The organism is Nakamurella multipartita DSM 44233, from assembly GCF_000024365.1.
GTDB lineage: Bacteria > Actinomycetota > Actinomycetes > Mycobacteriales > Nakamurellaceae > Nakamurella > Nakamurella multipartita.
Genome location: NC_013235.1, coordinates 1,915,488 through 1,933,210 on the forward strand (window position 1 = coordinate 1,915,488; position 17,723 = coordinate 1,933,210).

16 protein-coding genes and 1 pseudogene are annotated in these 17,723 nt (G+C 69.8%); 8 read left to right on the top strand and 9 right to left on the bottom strand.

Annotated features, from left to right (window positions below; all coding sequences use genetic code 11):
* Positions 1–58 precede the first annotated feature (58 nt).
* Positions 59–1,669, bottom strand: a complete 1,611-nt coding sequence (locus NAMU_RS08725) for a phospholipase C (RefSeq protein WP_217180792.1) — start codon at positions 1,667–1,669, stop codon at positions 59–61.
* A 204-nt stretch (positions 1,670–1,873) separates the two neighbouring features.
* Here NAMU_RS08725 and NAMU_RS08730 point away from each other — a divergent pair, with 204 nt between their 5' ends.
* The 3 genes from NAMU_RS08730 to NAMU_RS08740 all read left to right on the top strand — a co-directional run bounded on the left by NAMU_RS08730 (position 1,874) and on the right by NAMU_RS08740 (position 3,900).
* Positions 1,874–2,587, top strand: a complete 714-nt coding sequence (locus NAMU_RS08730; RefSeq protein WP_015747043.1) for an HAD family hydrolase — start codon at positions 1,874–1,876, stop codon at positions 2,585–2,587.
* Positions 2,588–2,623: 36 nt separating this feature from the next.
* Positions 2,624–3,493, top strand: a complete 870-nt coding sequence (locus NAMU_RS08735; protein ID WP_015747044.1) for a hypothetical protein — start codon at positions 2,624–2,626, stop codon at positions 3,491–3,493.
* A 143-nt stretch (positions 3,494–3,636) separates the two neighbouring features.
* Positions 3,637–3,900, top strand: coding sequence for an SHOCT domain-containing protein (locus NAMU_RS08740; protein ID WP_015747045.1), 264 nt, complete (start codon positions 3,637–3,639; stop codon positions 3,898–3,900).
* Between the two features lies 1 nt (position 3,901).
* Here NAMU_RS08740 and NAMU_RS08745 read toward each other — a convergent pair whose 3' ends face one another.
* From NAMU_RS08745 to NAMU_RS08770, 6 genes are all read right to left on the bottom strand, one after another.
* Positions 3,902–4,513, bottom strand: coding sequence for an ANTAR domain-containing protein (locus tag NAMU_RS08745; protein WP_015747046.1), 612 nt, complete (start codon positions 4,511–4,513; stop codon positions 3,902–3,904).
* A gap of 155 nt (positions 4,514–4,668) precedes the next feature.
* Positions 4,669–5,508 (bottom strand): GAF and ANTAR domain-containing protein, encoded by an 840-nt coding sequence (locus tag NAMU_RS08750; RefSeq protein ID WP_015747047.1) that lies wholly within the window; start codon positions 5,506–5,508, stop codon positions 4,669–4,671.
* Between the two features lie 249 nt (positions 5,509–5,757).
* The gene (locus NAMU_RS08755) at positions 5,758–7,128 is read right to left on the bottom strand and encodes an IS1380-like element ISNml1 family transposase (RefSeq protein WP_015745776.1); all 1,371 of its coding nucleotides are present in this window, start codon (positions 7,126–7,128) and stop codon (positions 5,758–5,760) included.
* A 120-nt stretch (positions 7,129–7,248) separates the two neighbouring features.
* Positions 7,249–8,904, bottom strand: a complete 1,656-nt coding sequence (locus NAMU_RS08760) for an ABC transporter permease (RefSeq protein ID WP_015747049.1) — start codon at positions 8,902–8,904, stop codon at positions 7,249–7,251.
* Positions 8,901–9,821, bottom strand: coding sequence for an ABC transporter ATP-binding protein (locus tag NAMU_RS08765; protein WP_015747050.1), 921 nt, complete (start codon positions 9,819–9,821; stop codon positions 8,901–8,903). Before NAMU_RS08765 ends, NAMU_RS08760 begins: the two co-directional genes overlap by 4 nt.
* Positions 9,822–9,866: 45 nt before the next feature.
* The gene (locus NAMU_RS08770) at positions 9,867–10,565 is read right to left on the bottom strand and encodes a TetR/AcrR family transcriptional regulator (protein WP_015747051.1); all 699 of its coding nucleotides are present in this window, start codon (positions 10,563–10,565) and stop codon (positions 9,867–9,869) included.
* Positions 10,566–10,829: 264 nt separating this feature from the next.
* On the opposite strand from NAMU_RS08770, the gene NAMU_RS08775 reads away from it, so the two are divergent.
* Positions 10,830–11,990, top strand: coding sequence for a L,D-transpeptidase (locus NAMU_RS08775; protein ID WP_245544874.1), 1,161 nt, complete (start codon positions 10,830–10,832; stop codon positions 11,988–11,990).
* A 57-nt stretch (positions 11,991–12,047) separates the two neighbouring features.
* On the opposite strand, the gene NAMU_RS08780 is transcribed toward NAMU_RS08775, so the two are convergent.
* Together NAMU_RS08780 and NAMU_RS08785 are read right to left on the bottom strand one after the other, a co-directional pair.
* Entirely contained in the window at positions 12,048–12,611 is a 564-nt protein-coding gene (locus NAMU_RS08780) for a Clp protease N-terminal domain-containing protein (RefSeq protein WP_015747053.1), read from the bottom strand.
* A 1-nt stretch (position 12,612) separates the two neighbouring features.
* Positions 12,613–12,837, bottom strand: coding sequence for a helix-turn-helix domain-containing protein (locus NAMU_RS08785; RefSeq protein ID WP_015747054.1), 225 nt, complete (start codon positions 12,835–12,837; stop codon positions 12,613–12,615).
* Between the two features lie 207 nt (positions 12,838–13,044).
* Here NAMU_RS08785 and NAMU_RS27165 point away from each other — a divergent pair, with 207 nt between their 5' ends.
* The 4 genes and pseudogenes from NAMU_RS27165 (at position 13,045) to NAMU_RS08805 (ending at position 17,504) form a co-directional block, all read left to right on the top strand.
* Positions 13,045–14,481, top strand: coding sequence for an OmpA family protein (locus NAMU_RS27165; protein WP_015747055.1), 1,437 nt, complete (start codon positions 13,045–13,047; stop codon positions 14,479–14,481).
* 3 nt (positions 14,482–14,484) lie between these two features.
* Positions 14,485–15,096 (top strand): hypothetical protein, encoded by a 612-nt coding sequence (locus NAMU_RS08795; protein WP_015747056.1) that lies wholly within the window; start codon positions 14,485–14,487, stop codon positions 15,094–15,096.
* A 204-nt stretch (positions 15,097–15,300) separates the two neighbouring features.
* Positions 15,301–15,531, top strand: a complete 231-nt coding sequence (locus NAMU_RS29150; protein ID WP_138180033.1) for a hypothetical protein — start codon at positions 15,301–15,303, stop codon at positions 15,529–15,531.
* A gap of 591 nt (positions 15,532–16,122) precedes the next feature.
* A pseudogene (locus tag NAMU_RS08805) lies at positions 16,123–17,504 on the top strand (ISL3 family transposase).
* Positions 17,505–17,723: the final 219 nt, after the last annotated feature.

Sequence of the window (17,723 nt, forward strand, 5' to 3'; positions counted from 1 at the left end):
CACCGTTCGGCCCGGGACGCACCAGCGTCCCGGGCCGAACGGCGTGCCGCCGCCGGGGTCAGTGCCGGGTGCCGGTCCGGATCGCGGCGGTCAGATCGGTCACCTGGGCGTCCCGCGTCGCCACCGGGGGCAGATTGAGCGCGTGCTCGAGAGTGGCCATGATGGAGGTGGTGTCGTAGGAGTGATGGTCGACGCCGGAGCGGTGGAAGCCGGTGCTGATCAGCAGGGCGGGGATCCGGGTGCCCGGACCGAACTGGTCGGACGGGCCGTCGGTGTTGCCCAACCCGGGTGGCGACACGTGGTCCCACTGCCCGCCGAACTCGTCATAGGTGACGACGATCAGAGTGTCCCGGGCCTGCGGGCCGGAGGTGATGGCCTTGATCAGATCGACCAGATGATCTGAGCCGTCGGGTTCGCTGGCGTAGCCGGGATGTTCGTTCTCCGCCCCGTAGTGCTTGACGAAACTCACCGTCGGCAGCTGGCCCCGCCGGGCGGCCTGGATGAACTCGGTCTCGTCCCGCAGGTGGCTGCGTCCGGGCTGGCCCGGGGCGTACGCGGCGAAGTAGTTCAGGGGCTGATGGTGGTACTGGAACAGCGGCCCGGGATGCCCGGCGTCCGCGTCGCTCCAGCCGCCGGAGTACCAGTTCCAGCTGATCTTGGCCTCGGTGAGCCGGTCACCGATGTTCGGATAGACGGCATCGTCGATCAACGGCAGCTTCGAGCCGCCACCGAACGGCGGGCTGGTCGGCTGCATGGTGTTGACCGCATAGTCGCCGCAGGCCAGGTTGGGGAGCGCGGACGGGCAGGCCTGGGTCAGTTGCGCATCCTTGACCGAGGCACCGGCCGTGGGCGTGTACAGGGGGTAGCTGCTGTTGGGGAAGCCGGCGCCGTCCACGACCGAGTGCAGGTTGGCGGCGCCGCCGGTGTGGGTCGGGTCGGTGTCGACCGGGGCACGGGCGGCGACCAGGTAATGATGGTTGAGGAACGATCCGCCGAAGGCCGCCTGGAAGAAGTGGTCGGCGATCACGTAATTGGGTGCGCCGCGGCGGTGCAGGTACTGGTAGATCGGCAGTGTCGTGGTGTCGTAGACACCCATCGTCAGACCGACGGCGTCGCTGCCGGTGACGTAGCGATTCTGCCGACCACCGTTGAGCTGATACTGCTCCTGGTAGAAGCGGTGGACCAGATCCCGGGTACAGCCACCTCGCGTCGCGCCGTCGCTGCCCTTGAGGACCCCGTTCGGGGCGGAGGTGCCCGGGGCCGGGCAGGTCTTGTCCTTCGGCCGGATGAAGTCGTCGATCGTGAAGTGGGTGTTGGCGAATCCGCTGGCCGGCACGTGGTGGGCCTGATCGACGCAGGTGGTGGGCACCGGGCTGGGGGAGGACAGGTTGACGTCGTCCTGCAGCAGGCAGCCGTAGGCGTCGCCGTCCTGGGTGATCTGGGTGGTGTTGACCTGCCGGGCATCGGCCAGCCCGGTGACCGGTTCGCCGTTGACCGGACCCCAGGATCCGTAGAGGTTGTCGAAGCTGTGGTTCTCCTCGTAGATCACCACCACGTTCTTGAACCCGTTGATGGTGGGTGCGCGGCCGCCGTGACCGGACCACGACGAGGGGTCGGCGGCGGCCGGGGCGGCGCTGACGACCACCAGCAGCAGTCCCGCAGACAGCACTGGTAGCAGCATTTTTCGACGTCGGAGCATGACACCCTCCCAGGGAAGCCGGCCGTGTGGCTGTGAGCAGCCTGTACCTGCGCCCAGCCGCCGACAATCCGCCTGATGACGGACCCTTGATGAACGCTGAGTGACCGATCACCTGCCCGGCGCTAAGAACGGCCCACCGGGGTACTGCCGGGTGGGGTAATGCTGGAGGCAACCATGGTCACATTCGATTCATCTGATTTATTCGATTCACCCGATTCCAGGGCATTCGAAGTGGACACCGCGATCTTCGACGTCGACGGCACGCTGGTGGACACCAACTACCAGCACGCGCTGGCCTGGTACCGCGCCTTTCGCCGGTACGACCTGACCATTCCGTTGTGGCACATCCACCGGGCCATCGGAATGGGCGGCGATCAGCTCATCCCGCACGTGGCCGGCGAGGACGTCGCCCGGCGGCACGCCGAGGACCTCGATCAGGCGTGGACCGAGGAATTCCGCGCGATGGTGGACGAGGTGCAGCCGTTCGAGGGGGCCCGGGAATTGCTGGCCGAGGTGAAGGAGCGCGGCTTTCGCCTGGTGCTGGCCAGCTCGGGCAAACAGGAGTTCGTCACCCGCTTCCTCGAGCTGATCGACGGCCGGTCGATCGCCGACGCCTGGACCACCTCCGAGGACGCCGAGGAGAGCAAACCGGCGCCCGACCTGTTGCAGGTGGCGCTGGCCAAGGTGTCCGGGGCGCGCGGGCTGATGATCGGCGACTCGACCTGGGACTGCGCCGCCGCGAACAGATTGTCGGTGCCCACGCTGGCGGTGCGGACGGGCGGCTTCTCCACCGAAGAACTCCGGGCGGCCGGAGCGATCGGTGTCTTCGACTCGCTGGTGGATCTGCGGCGGTCGCTGGACCGAACGCCGTTGGCGCGTCCGCGCTGACCCTCGTGCAGACGGTGGCCTGGGCATACTCGTGCGATGGCGGACGGCGGGCAGGCTCCTCGGATCGTGATCGACCTCGACCACGGCGGCTTCGACGTCGCAGATCCGGCCGGCAGCCTGCCCTCCTTTCGGTCCGCGTCGGCCTTCGCGCCCTGGCGTGCGCTGTGGCTCTTCCACGGCGTCACCGCGCCGCTGATTCGCGGCTTCTACTACCCGATCTCCGCCTCGGAGCGGTACGGCCTGAGCCGAGGGCAGGGGCCACGCTGCGTGCTGCTCGACGCGCGGGGCGATCAGCTGTGGCTCAGCGGGGTGGCCTGCGGCGGCACCGGGGCTCCGGTCGAGGCCGCCCGCCGCCTACTCGACGCCTTGTCATGGACGGCCCCGGACCTGGCCGGGCCCGACGAGATGCTTTTTGTCGACGGAGATCTCGTGCAGTCCCGGCCATTGTCCGCGCCCCGGCCGCAGGCCGCCCCGGGCAAGACCTTTGTCCGCGACGGCCGCCTGGCGTGTCGGATGGAGTTCGACACGCCCGCCACCACGCCGGACGATCTGCAGGAGATCTGGGCGTTGTCGATCGGCCCATCCGGATGGTTGGGCCGGCCGAGGGCACTGACGCTGTATGCGGATCGGGCCCGGTCACAGCAGGCCGGCCACGAAGGCTGCCAGCTCATCGCCCGGGGCGCGACCGGCCGGGAATTGTGGCTGCAACTACCGGAGCCGGACACCTACGAACGGCTCGCCTTCACCCCTCGGGCCGGTTACGCCGGTGCGTTCACCCAGTACGAGGCGTTCAAGGTGGCCGTCTTCCGCTCCGTGGGCGTGGATCTCACCGCCACCGGCCGGACCTGGCGGGACGTCCTGCGGGGCCACCACCCTGAACCCGCACCCATCATCAGCTGGCCCTGACCGTCGGCCGGCCCCGCACCCAGGTCGGGACCATCGGCCCTGCCGGCAGCGGCATGGGGTGCCGATGATCGATGGTGGCGCGACCGGCCACTTCGGGCCGGGCCGGTCCGAGTTCGTGACGTGGATCGAGGTGTGTGGCCGTGATGTACGGAAACGACGACTACGGCATGTCGGGCTGGATGTGGTGGTGGTCCGCGGCCCTGGTGGTGGGGGTGCTGGTGTTGTTGGGCGGCCTGGTGTGGGCCATCGTGGTGACCACTCGCCGGCCGGCCGGGCCGGGCCAGCCCGTTCCGTCGGCGGTCGGACCATCGGCGGCGAGGCAGATACTCGATCAGCGATATGCACGAGGGGAACTGGACACGCCGGAGTACCAGGAACGGGTGCATACGTTGGGCGGCGCCGCCTGAATCACCCGTCGGGTTCGGTCGGCGGATCGTCGGCACCGAGCACGGAGTGCACGATGCCCTCGGCGACGGCGGTTTCGGAGGTGCGCCGTTGCCCGGCGGCCCGCCGCAGGTGGTCCCGGGCCTGCTCGGGGGTGTCGCCGCGGGCGATCAGGATGCCGACGGCCCGGTTGACCACGCTGAGCCGGTGCAGGTCGTCCGGAGCCGGGTCGGGCGGGTCGTCATCGGCGGGACTGCTCCAGGCCCGCAGATGCTGGTCGAGGTGGACCTGGCCGTCCAGGCCCCAGGCCTGGTGCGCGTCGGCCGCGAGCTCCTTGAAGGCGCCCGGATGGGCGGCGTAGAACAGGACCGTGCTGCCGGGTCCGGTGCCGGCCAGCGGGTCCAACGGCAGCTGCAACGTCGACCGGGCGGCCTCCGCGTCACCGTCGGCCATCGTGGTCAGGGTGAACGGCCGGTCGTGCAGTTTCAAGGTCATCTGCAGGCCCAGGAAGCTGGGTACCGCCTCGGTCAGATCGTCGATCAGCACGCTGAGAATCCCCGAGAGATCGGTTCCTGGGTCGTCCAGAGCGTCGGTGAGGGCGCTGAGCTGCGCACTGAGCGAACGTGACACGTCCATGCCGGGCTCCGGCGTCCCGACCGCGGTCAGATACTCAGCGAAGTCGGGAGATGCCGGTTTGCCTGTCCCGATGCCCCATCGCGCAGTCCGGTCGGGACCGCCCTGCTCACAATGATGCAAGGCCTCACGCTACCGCGCGATCAGGCTACGGCCGGTCATGGGTGCTGGTGGCGATCCCGCGCGCGTTGGACGGCGGACTGCACCACCCCGGTGGCGACCTCGGTGAGCTTGACGTGATCGCGTTGACTGATGCCCCGCAGCCGGTCGAACGCCTCGTCCGCGGTGACGCCGCTGCGGCTCATCACGATGCCGATGGCCTGGTCGATGACCGCCCGGTTGGACAGGGCAGCCTGCAGGTTGGTGGCCAGCCGTTTGGTCTGCGCGAGGATCTGCGCGTTCTGCACGGCGATCGCGGCCGGCGCGGCGAACAGCTGGCCCAGGTACTCGGCGCGTTCGTCGAAGGCGTCCTTCATGTGCGCGTAGATGTTCATCGCCCCGACCACGCCGTCGGTGGCTCGCAATGGGAGGGACAGGACGCTGTGCACGCCCAGCCGGCCCACCCGGGCCCCGAACTGCGGCCAGCGCTGGTCGGCGCCGATGGACCCGGAGCGCATCGGGCGGCCGGTGGCGGCCGCGCTGATGCACGGGCCTTCACCGATTCCGTACTGGATGTCGTCCACCTCGCGGACGAACGGTGCGGTCTTGACGATGACGTCCGCCCGGTCGCGCTCGATGAGGGTCAGCCCGGCCCCGTCGGCGCCGGGCACGGCGCGCACGGCGTAGGTGGCGACCTCGGTGAGCAGCTCCTCCAGGTCGAGCGCGGAGGACGACAGCCGCGACAGGGCGGTGACACTGCCGGCCAGGTTGTGTTCCTCGGCGGCTCGTTGGGCCGCGGCGTCGACCGGCTCGGTGCCGGGGTCGCCGGAAGGATGCGCATCCGGAGGGGGGACGGATTCGTCGCCCGGGGCGCCCGCGCCCGCAGAGCTGCTGGTCAAGAGGGGACTTCCTTCGTATGAACCGCCGCAACGACCTTACGTTAACCCGTCTGCGCCGTGCGGGCAGCCGCGTGCCGTCGACTGTGGTCTGCCCCCGCCTCAGCCTGAATCCACCGATTGCGTTGGTGGGTCGGTCGGCTCGGGTGGATCTTGGGGCGGGGTGTCCGATTTCGAGGTTGGGCAGGGTTGAGTTGCCGGTCGGTCCGGCTTCTCCTGGTTCCTGAGTGTGGGGTCGTGGTCCTGGCTGGGTTATCCGGTCGCCGCGGGTAGGTCGCGGAGCCGTTTGATGGCGGTGATGATGGCGTGGGCCCAGGGCCAGCGACTGGGTAGCCGCAGGGTGGTGCGTCGGCCGGTGCGGACCAGCCGGCCGGCGAGGTTGAACACGCGGCGGCGGATGTTCTTGGTCATCCGGTGGCCTTGGTCAAAGCCGAGGCGGGTGATCCAGCGGGTGAGGTTGTGGGCGATGGTGTTCAAGATCAGCCAGGCGGCGTTCCCGCCGAAGCTTTTGGTCGGCAAGTGCGCCAGACCCATGCCGTGTTTGAGGTCCCGGATGGTGAGCTCGACCTCGGCGTGCCGGCGATGGTCGGCCTCCAGGTCGCGCAGGTCGCCGTCCCGGTCGGTGATGATCGGGTGGTAGTCGTAGACCGGGAACAACGCTGCCTGGTCGGTGTCCTGGCCGCGGTTGCGGACCTGGGCCTGGGTGGGTGGGGTGCGCCGCACCATCAGTCGTAGCGGGACGGTGTCGGTCCGGTCGCGGCCGTGGGTGTCCTGGGCGAACGGGGTGTACGGGATCTCGGCGACCCCGGCGCCGGGCAGGAAGTACTCGATCGGCTGCCATTGCTCGTCCGGGATCGCCTCGATCTGTCCTCGTAGGTGCCCGATCATCCGGGCGCCGATCGAGAACCGCACATCGGCGGCCCGGCAGGCCGCGACGACGTCGTGCAGATAGAAGCCGGAGTCGGCGCGCAGCACGATCTGCCCGGTGGCGCCGGCCTGACGCAGCCGGGAGATCGTTTCGTTGATGAACAGCGGTGCCGCGGTGGCGTCGTTGGAACGGCCCCGCCGGAGCCGGGCATGCGCGATATCGCCGGTCCCGGAGATCACTGCCAGCAGCGGGTGGTAGCCGCGGCGCCCGGTCCGCATGACTTCCCGGGCACCGTCCTTGGCCAGCCCGAACGTCTCACACAGGGTCGAGTCGATATCGACGGTGACCGACCGACCGAACTGTGGATGTGCGCCGGCGGTCACAGCTCGGGTCAGCAGGCGGCGGGTCACCACGTCCAGTTGGCGGGCGTGTCCGAAGCCGAAAGCGCGGAGGAACGTGCCGACCGTGGACGGCGCCGCGACCCGGTGTCCCAGCACTGCGCTGGTCGAGCCCGCCCGCAAAGCGTTCACGTCATCGATGCAGTCACCGCCGGCCAGCAGCGAATGGACGACGGTCAGGCACTTGCGGTCCGGGTGGGCGCCCACGCTCCCGGGCACCGTGACGTGCTCACGCAACAAACCGGCCAGATCCAGCCGTTGGGCCAAAGTTGCCGCGACCAGCAACCCGGCATCGGACACGACACTGTCCTCGTCAGCGCGTACGGACAAGCGGTCCAGTGTGCAAGACTTCGTCACCAAGAGGGTGCTCCCTGGGCTTGCGTGATCTTTGGTGTGGTAACCGTGATCGTGCAGGTCAGGAGCACCCTCTTGCGTTAAACGCGCCGCGCCGGCTCCACCCCACCGGTGAATCCAGGCTCAGGCCGGCTGGATGTCCCGGCGAGCGAACCGGTCGAGACCGATCCAGGTCAGCGCGAGCGCGACGAGGGTCATGATGCCCAACGGGGCCCAGGCCATCGGCTCGAGCGGGGCGTAGGGGGTCGCGGACAGCGGCAGCAGGTCCAGGAACCACTGGGGGAGGCGGAACACCTCGCCGAACATGGTGATGAACCACATCGCGGCCATGACGCCCCAGGCGATGGGAGTCGCCACCCGCGGCAGGTAACCCCAGAGCAGGACCGCGAGCCCGACGAACACCATGACCGCGGGCCAGTAGGCCAGCGCAGCCAGCGCCAGCCGCCCGCCCTGCGTCGAGTCATGGATGGCGGCGCCGTACACCTCGCCGATGACGAACCCGCCGAGGGCGAGCAACACCGCCGACCAGACCGTCGGAATGGCCAGCCGCTCCAGCGCCCACCGCCGGCGCGACAGTGCCCCGGCAAGCTGCGGCTCGATGATTCCGGACGCCTCGTCGGCCCGCAGCGACACCGTGGTCTGCAGGGCAAAGACGACCGTGATCAGCGCCATCATGCTGACCAGCAAAGCCAGCAGGGCGGTGACACCGGTTCCGCGCAAGAGGTTCTCGGCACCGGGTCCGGCGTCGGCGAGCAGATCGGTCATCGCCTCCACGACCGAACCCATGAGCGCGCCGCCGAGCACGATGGCGATCGTCCAGCCGATGATCGGATTGCGTTGCAGTCGCAGGGCCAACCCGAACGGCGTGCCGTAGCGGGCCGGTGCCCCGGCCCGGCCGGGTCGCTGGGGCAGCAGCCCCGCGCCGATGTCGCGCCGGGCCTCAAGCTGGCTCGCCGCCACCAGCAGCACCGCGGTGAGCCCGAGCAGCAACAGCAGTGGCCACCATCGATTGCCGCCGTAGGGCTGCATCTGCTGGCCCCAGCCGATCGGCGAGAACCACGACAGCACGCCGTTGCCCATGTCGCCGATCATGCGGAACACGTACGCGGCGATGATCACGCCGGCGCCCAGCGAGTTGGCCCCCCGCGAGGTCGTCGACACCTGCCCGGCGACCGCGCCGACGCCCAGGCCGACGAGCCCGATGCCGGCCACCGAGCCGCCCAGAATCAGGGACCCGGTGATGCCCGTGCCGGCCGGATCCAGCGACCCGCCGATGGAGACCACCGCGAGCAGCACGCCGATCACCACGCACAGGGCCCCGGTGACCAGCCAGGCGGCCATCGAGTAGGCGTGCACCCCCAGGACCCGCGAGCGCAGCAGTTCGGTGCGCCCGGCTTCCTCGTCGGCCCGGCCGGTGCGGGTGACCAGGAAGACCACGCCGATCGCCAGCGCGAGGACCACGGTCATCCAGCCCTTGGTCCAGACCGCGCCCCCCATAGTGCTGGCCGCCGGCGAAAGCCCGGTGAGCGCCTTGATTCCCGGAGTGTTGGACAGCGTGGCGAAGGCGTCGAGGGCCCGCTGATCGGGAAAGACGGTCTTGTAGTAGCTGACGATGTACTGGTACATCCCGACCAGCACGACCACCCAGACGATCAGTCGCACCCGGTTGCGGCGCAGGACCAGGCGGATCATCGCGCCGAGGCCGTGATAACCGTCCGCCGGGGTCCGGCCCCGGGCCGGCGACCGTTCGGTCCGGGGGCCGGACACGGTGGCGGTCATCGCCCGCTCCCGGCGCCCAGGCCGGCCAGCTCGTCGCCGTAGTGGCGCAGGAACAGCTCCTCCAGCGAGGGCGGGTTCGCCACCAGCGAGCGCGGCCGGCGGGCCGCCACCGCCGCCAGCACACCGGGCAGTTCGGTCTCGTCGACGGCGAAGGTGACGTGCCCGTCGGTGTTCGCGAAGTCGTGGACGCCGGGCAGGGCGGCCAGGTCGTCCGCACCCCGGTCCAGCACCACGGTCACCTGGGTGCGGGTCAGATGGCGCAGCTGCGCCATGGTGCCCGCCTCGACGGTGACGCCCTCGCGGATGATGGCCACCCGGTCGGCCAGCTTCTCCACCTCGGCGAAGATGTGGCTGGACAGCAGGACCGATCGACCCTGGGCCTTGACCTCACGGATCGACTCGGTGAAGGCGGTCTCCATGATCGGATCCAGTCCGCTGGTCGGCTCGTCGAGCAGCAGCAGCTCCGCGTCCGAGGCCAGCGCGGCCACGAGTGCGACCTTCTGCCGGTTGCCCTTCGAATAGGTGCGGGCCTTCTTTGTCGGATCGAGCTCGAACCGTTCGAGCATCGCGCGGCGACGCTGCGGGTCGAGCGAACCGGACAGCCGGCCCAGGATGTCGATCGCCTCACCTCCGGTGAGATTGGGCCAGAGCGTGACATCGCCGGGCACATAGGCGATGTGCCGGTGCAGACGCACCGCGTCCGACCACGGATCGCCGCCGAGCATCGACACCCGACCACCGTCGGCCTTGAGCAGGCCGAGCAGGATGCGGATGGTGGTCGTTTTCCCGGAGCCGTTGGGCCCCAGGAAGCCGGTGACCTGTCCGGTGGGGACCTGCAGGTCGAGGCCGCGCAACGCTTGGGCATGGCCGAAAGACTTTGTCAGTCCTTGGATCTCGACCGCCATTGGAGTGCTCATGCTGTGTCCTTGGGTGAGTGGGCCAATAGGCGTCAGGCGGTGCCGTCAGGCGGTCCGGGAGTCGGGATCGCCTGCGGCGGTGGCGGTGTCGGGGGCGCGCTCGAGATAGCCCAGGTAGTCCTCGAGCATGCTGCGATCGACCAGCAGTCCGTCGGTGAACAGTTCCAGCGTGGGCAGAATCTGGTTCTGCCGGCTGTTGCGGATCGATTCCACGAACGCCTCGGGCGACGGGTCGGGCATGGTCAGGAACTGGATGAGCATCGCCCCCATCGTCTGGAAGGCCAGATAGCGGGTGCGGGCCTCCTCATCGCGCGAGGGCCGGACCAGTCCGGCCGCCACGCTGGCCGCCATCACCTCGCGGGCGCCGTCGATCAGGTGCTCCAGGAAATCCTGGGCCGGCCGCCCGCCGGCATGGATGGCCCGCAGCATGTACACCGTCAGCTGGGCCGCCGGCCCCGGCTCGGCCAGGTGCTGGAACAGGTAGCCGCTCGGGTTGGCGATACTGCTGGACTTCAGCGCCCGGTACTGGCGGAGCACCTCGGCGTCGCACTCCGCGCGCAACTGCTCCTTCGAGCCGAAGTGATGGGTGATCAGGCCGGGGGAGACCCCGGCCCGCGCGGCGATGACCCGGAACGAGGCATCGAAGCCCTGTTCGGCGAACGCGGCGATGGCGGCATCACGCACCTTGGCCCGAGCCGTCAGGTCCGCCGCCGGTCGGTCGTGGGAGCCGGGGACTATACGCACGACCAATACGCTATACGCGTGACCAGCCATTCGGTAGGGGTCAAAGGTCCCGGGTTCGCCGTCACCGGACGGGAGGGGGGTCGCCGCAGCGGGTACGCGCGTCGACGGGTGCCGGCAGTGGGCTTGGTCACCGCGGGGCGGGCCAACGCATTCCCATCGGCGACGTCTCTTGGTCGGCGTGAATCCTCGTTATTGGCCGGGGTCCGCCGAATTCGACGAGGTGGAGGACAGCGAATGATGCACCCGAGGCGCCCGGTCCGGGTCGTGGCCGCAGTGGTTGCCGCGGCCGTCCTGGCCGTGACCGGTGCCTGTGCCGGGCCGCTGGGCGGTCAGGCCGTGCCGGCGGCGGAGGCCACCCCGGTCGCGGCGGTGACGTCGTCGCCCGCGCTGGATGCGACCGACCTGTCACCGGTGCAGCCGGTCACCCTCTCCGTCGCCCAGGGGACCATCAGCGCGCTCACGCTGACCAGCCCCACCGGGGCCGAGGTGAAGGGAACGCTGTCGGCGGACCGGACGTCCTGGACGCTCGCCGAACCTCTGGGTTACGGCAAGACGTACACCGTGACCGGGACGGCGATGGGCTCGGACGGCAAGGCGGTCCCGATCCAGGGCAGCTACAGCACCGTGAGCCCGGCCGAGAAGATGACCAGCAAGATCTCCCCCGGGGATGACGCGGTGGTGGGGGTGGCGGCTCCGGTCATCATCCGGTTCGGCTCCGAACCGGTGGACCGCTCGCTGATCCAGCAGCACGTCACGATCACCACCACCCCGCAGGTCGAGGGTGCCTGGGCGTGGGTGACCCACGACGGCGACAGCTGGCCATCGCTGGACTGGCGGCCCAAGCAGTACTGGCCCGCCGGCACCACGGTGCACGTCTCCTCCGATCTGTACGGCCTGGACCTGGGTGGCGGCACCTTCGGTGGGGACACCGTGACCAGCGACTTCACCATCGGGCGCAATCAGGTGGTCAAGGCCGACGCCAACGCCCACACCATGGTGGTCCAGCAGGACGGGGTCACGGTCGCGACCTATGACGCGTCGTACGGCAGCGGTGACGTCATCGGCGACCCGAACCGGGTCACCCGTTCCGGCACCCACATCGTGATGGACAAGAAGGAAACCACCACGATGAGCAACCCCGCCTACGGCTACACCGACGTCACCGAGCACTGGGCGGTGCGGATCAGCGACAACGGCGAGTTCATCCACCAGAACCAGGCCACCGTCGCCGATCAAGGGGTGGACAACGTCAGCCACGGGTGCATCAACCTGTCCGCGCAGGACGCGCAGGCCTACTTCCAAACGGCCATCTACGGCGATCCGGTCGAGGTCACCGGCACCAGCGTCCAGCTGTCCCCGGCCGACGGCGACATCTTCGACTGGGCCATCCCGTGGAGTGAATGGACCGCGCTGGCCGACAACTGACCGCCGGCCGACCCACCGGGTCGCCACCACGGTGACCGCACCGGGCCGGGCCGGCCATCAGGCCGCGTGGCCGCGGCGGCTTTCGGTCGCCTGGCGCAGCGCCGCGACGTCCACGCCGGATTCCGCCAGCAGCTGCCGGATCTCCAGGTCGTCCGACCGGAGGATGCCGAGCAACACCATCTCGGTGTCGATCGCCCCGTGATCGAGTCGAATCGCCTCCCGGAGGGCGAGTTCGAGCGATTTCTTGGCGCCGGCGGTGAACGGCAGGTGCCCCGCGAACAACCGGCGTCGGCCCGGCCCGCGGCGTCGCGACCGCGGATCGGCGTCCAGCGCCCCCGGGCCGAAGGTCGACTCGACACTGGACCGGATGGCCGTCAGATCGATGCCGAGTGCGGACAGGGCCGACTCGTCCAGCCCGCCGCGGTGTCGCCCGGCGACCCGGCGCAGGATGCGGTCGCGATCCAGACCGTGCTCGGCGAGCAGGGCGGCGGTGCGCTGTTCGGGTTGGGTCAGGCCGAGCAGCAGGTGGGTGGCCCGGATCTCGGAGTCCGCCAGCGACCGCGCCGTTTCCTGGGCCGCGACCACGACGGTGCGCGCGTCCCGGGTGAACCGTTCGAACATGTCAGATCCTCCGATGATGCTTGCGGTGGACGGTTTGTTTGGTGACGCCGAGCTGATCGGCGATCTCCTGCCAGGACCAGCCGCGGGCGCGGGCGCCGGCGACGTGCAGCGCCTCCAGGCGCTCCAGCAGGATCCGGAGGGAAGCCACGGCGCGCAACCCGACGGCCGGGTCGGCGCTGTCCAGCGCGCCGGCCAATTCGGTGGCGGCGTGATCGGTCTCGGTCATGGTGTCAGCATAAGCTGACGCGTCGCCATCGTCAACAAATGCTGACAAATTCGGGCCGGCACCGATCCAGGCGGCCCAGTCACCTGCGGCCGTCAGTCGATGGGTGGCCCGCGCAGGCCTTTGTCCGGTTTTTCCCTTTGGGGCAGAGTTCCGGCCGTCTTCCGGCCGTCGCTCCGAATTGCCGGTCAGACTGCGGATACTCGATTCATGAGGGCACACGAGCGGTTCTCCGCGGTCCCGGATCACCGCTCGGAGCGCGCGGCCGGTCGGCCGGCCTCGGCGGTGCTGCGGTGGCAACGTTCCGCGGGCAACGCCGCGGTGGCCGGCGTCCTGCAACGCGCCGCCGGGCGCGAGGTGGTGAGCCGGGACGCGGCGGGCGCGGTCGCCGCGTCCCCCGTCGAGGGGTTGGCCACCAAGGCCGGCAGCCCGGCCGGCCTGCGCGCCATGCTGGCCGCCAACCCGGGGTTGGCTCAGCAGGTCGTCAGCTGGTTCGCCGCCGGGAACGTCGACGAGTCGCTCAACGCGATGCTGGGTGAGGCGTTCTCGCCCGCCGCCGCCCGGCAACAGCAGCAAGCACCCGGCGGCGCATCCGGAACGGGGCCGACCGCCCCGACCGATCCCAGCGGCGCCGGTGCGCCGGAGAAGGCGCCCAAGGACCCCACCCTGCCGTTACCGCCGGCGCTGACGGGGACCAAGACCCTGCTCAAGGGTGACCTCACCTGGACGCTGGCCCCGGCCAATCACCAGAGCGCGCGGATCGACCTGGACTTCAAGCCCGACGCGACCAAGGTCGACGCGAAGACGGTCAGCTACGGGCAGACGGTGATCAACAAGATCGGCTCCGACCTGGCCTATGCCGGTGGGACCGAGGCCGACCCGGCCCGCAACAAGGCCAAGTTCCAGCCGTTCGAGGATCCGACCTCCAAGCACCGTATCGATCACCTCGTCGACACCGAGAACGACCCCTTCTACGGAGCGGAATGGGACCAGGCGACCAAGTCCTGGGCCAACGAGTCGCCCGGGCGGCGGGTCGGGGCATCGTCGACCAAGACCGGGGTGTCGACCTCGGCGACGATGGACGACACCCCGGAGGCGCCCGCGCCCCGCGCCGGAAAGGGCGACTCGGAGCTGTCGTTCGAATCGGTGCCGATGGTGCTCGAGACGCGCGAGCCGTTGGGCGCGATCCTGTGGGGCTTCAAGATCGAGGACAAGGAGAACGCGCCGATCGTGCTCACGGGCGCCAAGGACGCGGACGTGACCGATACGCCGTCGGCGGCCTGGGGCGCCACGATGGATCAGTACTACGCCGCGAAGTACGCTGAGATCCTCGACGACTTCGACATCGGCAAGGCCGATCTCAAGGACGCGCACAAGACCCAGCTGGACTCCGTGGTGACCAAGCTGCAGGGCAACGCCGCGCTGCGCGCCCAACTCGGGGGAGCGGCGGATCTCACCGGCGGGGCGAAGGTGAACATGGCGCTGAGTCTGAAGCGGGCCGAGAATGCCCGGGATTACCTGGTCTCCAAGGGCATCGACGCCGCGCGCCTGGAGGTGCAGAGCTACGGCGCCGACTGGGCCCGGGTCGCGACCACGACCGGTACCAATGAAAGCAAGAATCGCCGGGTCCAGGTGTGGGTGCACTGACCGATGGACGATGCCCTGCGCCGCGCGTTGGCGGCCGAAATCGAGGCGATCCGCGCCGATCCGGTGGCGGCGGTGGGCTTCGGCGAGAAGGCCTACCTGCCGTACACGACGACCGCGGGCCAGGGCTTGGTGTCCGCACCGGATCCGGCCGTCACGCCGATGGTGGCCAAGGCTATCGACGAGGCGATCGACCAGGCCGGCCCGGCCGATCCGGTGGCCGCGCTGGCCCTGCTGCACGTGGTCGGGCAACGCGCCGACGACCACGTCGACGAGGTGCTGATGCGCGCCCTGAACTCGCCGGCGCTGATGCCGACCGCGGCCTACCTGCTGGGCCGGGCCGGCTATCGCGGCTATCCGGCCCGGTCCCGGGACGAGGCGGCGGTGACGCGCGCGCTGCGCGCACACCTTGGCGACCCCGGAGAATTCGTCGACCCCTTCCTGGGCAAGACCTTTGCGCGCCGCGACTTCGTGATCGCCGCCCTGGTCCGGCTGCTGGGGATCGAGCGGTTCACCGGGATCGACGACCGGCAGGCGCCGATGGTCGGCCTGGCGCTACCCGACTTCTCCGACGGGCAACGCACCGAGCTGGTCGCCCAGCTCACCCGGCCCGGCTGAGTCGCTGGTGATCGGCACCCTGCGGTCGGTGCCGGTCCGGATTGCTCGGGCGGCCATCGGCCGATCGGGGCAGGGGATTGTCGACCCGTCCAACGGGGAACTGCCCAGGCACATGCGCGTCACCGCCGTGGGAGCGGCCGTCGTTCCGCACCTTCGCGCATGGTTCACCCGATTCCGAGACCCGATGCCGAGAAAGGCCACACCATGACCCCTGCCGACGCTGCGCACGCTGATGGAACCGGGTACCCGCCCGCCCAGGGCGCAACGGCCCCGTCGAAGGCCGCTCCGCCCGCTGACATCGAGGTCGCTTTCGGCGACGACGCGGCCGGCGCGGTTGGCGCGGTTGGCAGTGCCGAACCGCTGGAGAGTGCCGCCGCCACAGAGATCGGCGACGGCGATCACGAGCCCACTTCGCCCGATTCCGAACAACGGTAGTCCGCGAGCGCACGCGGTCCGGGGGAGTTCGCGGCGGGGCGGTGGACTTTCATGACCACGGGAGCGGCTGGGGGCCCCAGTTCAGCAGGCTGTGTTGCATCGTGCGGCCGCTTGAGGTGTTGATCTCGCAGTTGCGTGTGCCGAGGGCCCGGTCTCGCTCGATCCGCACGTCGAGCTGGCCGCCCGCGGTCGGATCGGGCATATCGGTGACCGAGGACAGCAGGGCGGTGCAGGACGCGACAAGCGTGTCGTGGTCGGTACTGCCGCCCAGGGCGGTTCCGAAGATCTCGATCTGGTGTGGCTGGTTGCAGGAGACTGGCTGCGCCTCGGTGAGGCCCGTCGATCGGCACTGGCCGTAGGCGTCGGCGGCGGAGTGGCTCGATCCGCCACGAATGGAACCCGTGTATCCGTCCTACACCGGAAGGATCGCGCAGGCCAGCCATTGCTGCCCGGTCAGATATTGCGCTGCGTCGGGACCCATCAGCACGATATTCCGGGTCGACGCCGGCGCCCACGACCGGTCGGGCCATTCCGGGTCTTCGGACTTGATAGGGCTCCGGGCCTCCGACCTGCGGCGGCGTGTCGGGTGAGATGAGGGCTCGTGGCCTTCGAAACTGGTTGTTCTCTACGCAACCTGCCGAAGGACCACGAGCATGGACCAGAGTAGTTCGCTGCTGTTGGACATCGACGGGCTGGTCGTCGACCAGGTCGTCCGCGACGACGTCGGCCGACGGGTCGTGCACTGCTCGACCGACCCGCAGCTGGCCGGCTGGTGCCCGGAGTGCGGTGAGCAGTCGAGGTCGCCGAAGGCGTGGGTGACGACCCGCCCGCGGGACGTCCGGCTGGGCGAGGATCGGCCGATCCTGTTGTGGCGCAAACGCAAATGGCGCTGCCAGGTCGACGGCTGCGAGCGGAAGGTGTTCACCGAGTGCCTGCCCGAGCAGATCCCCGCCCGGGCCCGGATCACCACCCGGGCCCGCCGACTGGCGGCCGAGGCGATCGGCGACCACACCCGGCCGGTGTCCGGTGTGGCGGCCGAATTCGGCATGGACTGGCGCGTTGCGCACGACGCGTTCGTCGCGCACGCCGCGCAGGTGTTGCCCGAGCAGCCGCCGCCGGTGACCGTGCTGGGCGTCGACGAGACCCGCCGCGGCAAGGCCCACTACGAGACCGACCCCACCACCGGGGCGAAGACCTGGGTGGACCGCTTCGACACCGGCCTGGTCGATCTGAGCGGCAACGGCGGGCTGTTCGCGCAGGTCAACGGCCGCACCAGCAAGGTCCTCATCGAGTGGCTGCAGGCGCAGGACCCGGACTGGCTCGCCAACATCACCCACATCTCGATGGACACCAGCGCGACCTACGCCCGGGCCGCCCGGCTGGCCCTGCCCGATGCTGTCGTGGTCGTGGACCGGTTCCATCTGTCCGCCCTGGCCAACAAGGCGGTCACCGACTACCGGCGGGAGTTGGCCTGGGCGCTGCGTGGCCGGCGGGGCCGCAAGAGCGACCCGGAGTGGGCGCAACGGAACCGGCTGCTGCGGGCCGCGGAGTCCCTGACCGACGACGAGCTGGCCAAGGTGCAGGATGCGATGCGTCGGGCGGACCCGTCCGGCGGCCTTGAGAAGTGCTGGCAGGGCAAGGAACTGCTCCGCAAGCTGCTCAAGCTGGCTGGCACGAACCCGGACCGCGGACGGATCTTCAACGCGCTGACCGCGTTCTATCTGCATTGCGCCGACTCCGGGGTCGCGCAGCTGCGGCGGCTGGCGTGGACGGTGCACGCCTGGCAGAACTCGATCATCGCCGGGCTGCACACCGGGATCAGCAACGGCCGCACCGAGGGCTACAACCGGATCGTCAAACACATCGGCCGGATCGCCTTCGGCTTCCGCAACCAGGACAACCAGAAGCGCCGGGTACGCTACGCCTGCACCCGGAAATCCCGGGCGTCAACCAGCCACGCGAAGCCCTGCTAACTCTGAAGAGCCGCCATTCCACGTAGTCGGCGGCGGCCGCCTGGCATGTCCGCGGATCCGGTGATTCCGTCGCGGTCGACCCGATGCGGGGGAAGGCCCGCCGATCCGGAGTGATCGAGACAATCTCGCCGGCGTTGATCGGCTGGTCGTTCTGGCTGGCGCATGTACCGATCCAGGCCGTCGCGATGGTGCCCACCATGAACTGTAAGGCGGATCCGG